The following is a 4,287-nucleotide window of genomic DNA, read 5'->3' on the forward strand; positions in this document are numbered from 1 at the left end:
AGTATCTAAAATAAAATAACTTAGGAAGAAAAGTCTTTAACACTCTTACACTTCTAACACCCAAACACATCATACCGACCCATTGCAATGTTATTTCAAAAACGCTCCACTGGCAATTCAGATGCCAGGGTTGATTTTTTTTATATTTACTCTTAAGTTGACAGAAAATTTTGCTGTAAATGAAACGTCTAATCAAATATCTCATCGCAAGTGTGCTTCTTTTGGGAGCCATTCTGGTTGGGGTTGTTTGCAATCCCAAACCCCTGGTGTACCGATTAGCCTACCACTCACCGGACGTCCTTTATTTTGTTAAAACCGAAGAAAAAATAATCGCGCTGACCATCGATGATGGTCCGCATCCGGTGGTTACCCCAAAAATTCTGGATGTTTTAAGTGAGTATCAAGTGCCGGCCACGTTCTTTTTGATTGGCGGGCGGGTTGCAGGCAATGAGGAAATCGTCAGACAAATCGTAAGTGAAAGACACGAAATTGGAAATCATCACATGGAAGACGCTCCAAGTATCAGACTTTCAGAAGAGCAGTTCGAGAAGCAATTGCTGCAGGCTCATAAAATTTTAAGCGAGTTCGCCCAGGTGAAGTGGTTTCGCCCGGCCTCGGGTTGGTTTAACCAACGCATGCTGCGCCAGCTCGAAAAATATAATTACAAATGTGCGCTTGGTTCGGTCTACCCTTATGATGCGGCCATTCATAACGTGAGGTTTCTTTCAAATTACATTTTAGATAACGTGTTTCCCGGCGCGATAATCATTCTTCATGACGGCACACTCGAGCGCAAAGCAACGGTGGATGTATTGAAACGAATTATCCCAAAACTCAAAAGTCATGGATATCGATTTGTTACATTAACGGAATTAACAAAATCCAAATAAGCTTATCAGTCTAACGGGTCGTAACTTTTAACACGGAGGAACACAGAATATCACTGATTTTTATATGAAGTACCTTCGGTGTTTTTTCAGTGTTCCTCAGTGTTTAATTTTTTCTTCGTGAACCGTTCTCAGGAATAATTCCCTAAAGGCCTTTGTAACTCGTGCAACGTTCTGCAAATAGCGCAGCATTGAGGAAAGAAGTGTTCAGGTGTTTGGGTGTTAAAGGTGTTGAGGGATTCAAGTCTAAAATAAAATAACTTAGGAAGAAAAGTCTTTAACACTCTAACACTTCTAACACCTGAACACATCACAGCGACCCATGCAAGTTATTTCGAAAACGCTCCACTAGACAATTCTTCGTTCTTATATTATTTTTTTGGAGGGAGCCTTAATGAAAAAAACCGGAATCATTTCTTTTGCATTGACTCTTGCTTTAACATGGGCAGGGACCCTGGCTGCCCAGCAAACCAGACCGTGCGACACCCCGGAAGGGAAGCAATTAGACTTCTGGCTTGGTGAGTGGGAACTAACCTGGCCGGCAGAACAATTTGGCGGTAAAAAAGGTGAGCAGGGTCACGGAACGAACACGATTACTAAAATCCTGGGTGACTGTATCGTTCAGGAAGAATTCCGATTTCCAGGCGGCAAATTTGACGGTCACAGCGTTTCGGTTTATAATATCCAAAAGAAGCACTGGCAGCAAACCTGGGTAGATAATCAAGGTGGGTATTTGCTTTTTACCGGTGAGTTCAAGGATGGTAAAATGGCACTGCGAACCGCACCTTTCCAGCGAAATGGCCAAACATTTATCTCGCGAATGGTGTTTAAAAACATAACCGACAACTCGCTGGATTGGGACTGGCAGCGCTCCCCTGATGACGGCAAAACCTGGACCGACCAGTGGAATATACATTATGAGAGAAAGAAAAAATGAACATCCAATTCCGACCTTAAAATACGCTTATCACTCCCCTCTCATCAAATGAAGCAAATCTTTCCTCGCGAAGGCCAACCGAAAAAGATTTTTTTTTGCCTCTTCGAGTTCTCGGCTAACTGTTTAACGACTTCTTTTAATGGACCGGACTCGAAAACCAACGGCAAAACTGCTGTTTACAATCGTACAAAGATTTGGTTTTTTTCAGAATCAAATAAAAGCCCCCAACCTTTCCTGGTCGAGGGCTTTTCCGCGACAAACTCTAGAGATGTAATAAATTTTAAGAGGGCGCTGAGGCCGCTAAATAAACTACTTTCCGAAAGCAGGCTTCATTGGCGAAATAGTGGTGCTACAATCCATGCAAATCGCAACATCATTTGTAAACTTATATGAACCACAGAGCCGGCACTTTGTCCTGCCAAATTCATCCATATCGTGAAGATATTTGTCGATTTCTTTACCCCACTTCTGCCAGTAGTCTTGATCCATTTTGAAATCGTCCTTCATTTTAAAAGAATCCCCATCATGTTTGATGAATTAATGCGTTATTTATATTACAAATCTCACCGGCTTATAGACAAAAAAGTTGCAGAGTTTCTCCTAAAAAAATTTTACTTTTTTAAAATTCCTCTTGACAAAAGTGAAAACGTTTTCTATATTTAACCGTATGGTTAAATATTATACGGATACCCTTGATGTGACTTTTATGGCCCTGGCGGACCCGACTCGCAGGGCTATTTTAATGCGGCTTACGGAAGATGAACACACGGTCTCAGAACTAGCCGAACCTTTTGATATTTCGCTGCCCGCCGTTTCAAAACACCTGCGCGTTCTTGAGAATGCCGGACTGATTCTGCGAGAAAAACAAGGGCGGGTTCATAAATTTCAGCTCGATGCAGGACCCATGAAGGATGCAGCTTCCTGGATAGAAAAGTACAAAATATTCTGGGAAAAACAATTCGACTCACTCGAAAAATATTTACAAGAACCAAAAAATAAGGAGGAGTAAAAGATGGCGAATGGGAGTGAAACGACACTCAATTTAAAACGAATCTTTAACGCGCCACGCGAAAAAGTATTTCGAGCCTGGACAGACCCGAATGCGCTTAAAGAATGGTTTCATGGCATGGATGACTGGACCACGCCGGTCCATGAAATTGACTTGCAGGTTGGCGGAAAATACCGTTTGGGGATGCAGCCGCCCGATGGCGATACACCCTATGTGGCCTACGGCACTTATCGGGAAATACGGCCGCCGGAAAAGCTGGTTTATACCTGGAGCTGGGAAGGTCAGGACCCAATGGAAACATTGGTCACCGTGGAATTTCGGGAGGTCGGCGATTCGACGGAAGTTGAATTGACTCACGAACGTTTCCCGAATGCGGAAGAAAGAGATAAACACAACGAAGGTTGGGTTGGCTGCCTCGATCAGCTAAGCAAGCTTTTATAATTAATTTAACAATAAAACGTTGTTCAATGCCCAGCGCGGTGAAGCCGCACTGGCAAACGTGAATCGTGAGATGTGAAACGTCTCTCCCAACATAGTGTGTTGGGAAGGGCACCTCTCACGTTTGACGTCTCACATCTCGCAATAATCTTCCAAAGAAAACATGTCATATTTTTTTAAAAAAATGTAAAAGTTTCAAAGATAATACTATAAGCAACTAACATTCTAACCAAATTAAAGGAGGGTTAACCCCATGAAACGCTTTATCACTATTTTAACGGTTTTGTTGGCTTTTACTTTCATCGCATCTCAAACGTATGCAGTGCACGGTGACAGTGCAGCGGAGAAATTTAAGAAAATTAAATCGTTGGCAGGAGAATGGCAAGGCACGCGGGCAATGGATGATAAAACAGTAAATGTCACTTATGAATTGGTATCAAATGGCTCTACGGTTATGGAAACACTGATGCCTGCCGACGAGCCGAACATGGTAACCATGTACCATCTGAATGGCGACAAGCTTATGATGACCCATTATTGCGCCGTGAATAATCAACCGCGCATGGAATCGGTCTCGAGCGATGATGGCATGGTAAAATTTGAATTAAAAGATATCAGCAATCTTGCCAAGCCGGAAGATGGCCACATGGTCAAAATGTCGATCGCGTTTAAAGATGACGATCACATTACCCACACCTGGACCTTCAAGCAAGAGGGGAAAGAGATGCCCGGTGATATCGTGCTGGAACGTAAAAAAATGACTAGCATGAAGTAGCAGTAGGTGCTGCATTTAAGACTTATCTGTGCTGCAAACCTGCAACATTGTGTTTTTTTAGCAAAGTTTGGTAACCAAAATAAATACACATGGATTGACCAAGCTCCACGGGGTTTAAATAAAAAACAATATAGCCACGGATTCGCACGGATAAAGCACGGATAAAGCACGGATAAAGCACGAATTTACTAAATGGACCTTTAAATTTCACTTTTTTAACCTATAATTTCGACAAATTGAA

The 4,287-nt window shown here is 42.4% G+C and carries 6 protein-coding genes; 5 read left to right on the plus strand and 1 reads right to left on the minus strand.

Annotated features, from left to right (window positions below; all coding sequences use genetic code 11):
- Positions 1 to 179: 179 nt before the first annotated feature.
- Complete coding sequence (locus IH879_20555) at positions 180 to 890, plus strand: polysaccharide deacetylase family protein (protein ID MCH7677321.1); 711 nt, start codon at positions 180 to 182, stop codon at positions 888 to 890.
- A 391-nt stretch (positions 891 to 1,281) separates the two neighbouring features.
- A complete protein-coding gene (locus tag IH879_20560) occupies positions 1,282 to 1,824 on the plus strand; it encodes a DUF1579 family protein (GenBank protein MCH7677322.1) in 543 nt (180 codons plus the stop codon).
- A gap of 309 nt (positions 1,825 to 2,133) precedes the next feature.
- Here IH879_20560 and IH879_20565 read toward each other — a convergent pair whose 3' ends face one another.
- Positions 2,134 to 2,331, minus strand: a complete 198-nt coding sequence (locus tag IH879_20565) for a hypothetical protein (protein ID MCH7677323.1) — start codon at positions 2,329 to 2,331, stop codon at positions 2,134 to 2,136.
- Between the two features lie 160 nt (positions 2,332 to 2,491).
- Between IH879_20565 and IH879_20570 the strand changes: the two genes are divergently transcribed.
- The 3 genes from IH879_20570 to IH879_20580 all read left to right on the plus strand — a co-directional run bounded on the left by IH879_20570 (position 2,492) and on the right by IH879_20580 (position 4,046).
- Positions 2,492 to 2,833, plus strand: coding sequence for a winged helix-turn-helix transcriptional regulator (locus tag IH879_20570; protein ID MCH7677324.1), 342 nt, complete (start codon positions 2,492 to 2,494; stop codon positions 2,831 to 2,833).
- 3 nt (positions 2,834 to 2,836) lie between these two features.
- Entirely contained in the window at positions 2,837 to 3,274 is a 438-nt protein-coding gene (locus IH879_20575; GenBank protein MCH7677325.1) for an SRPBCC domain-containing protein, read from the plus strand.
- Positions 3,275 to 3,524: 250 nt separating this feature from the next.
- Complete coding sequence (locus IH879_20580) at positions 3,525 to 4,046, plus strand: hypothetical protein (GenBank protein ID MCH7677326.1); 522 nt, start codon at positions 3,525 to 3,527, stop codon at positions 4,044 to 4,046.
- Positions 4,047 to 4,287: the final 241 nt, after the last annotated feature.

The organism is candidate division KSB1 bacterium, from assembly GCA_022562085.1.
Taxonomy (GTDB): domain Bacteria; phylum Zhuqueibacterota; class Zhuqueibacteria; order Oceanimicrobiales; family Oceanimicrobiaceae; genus Oceanimicrobium.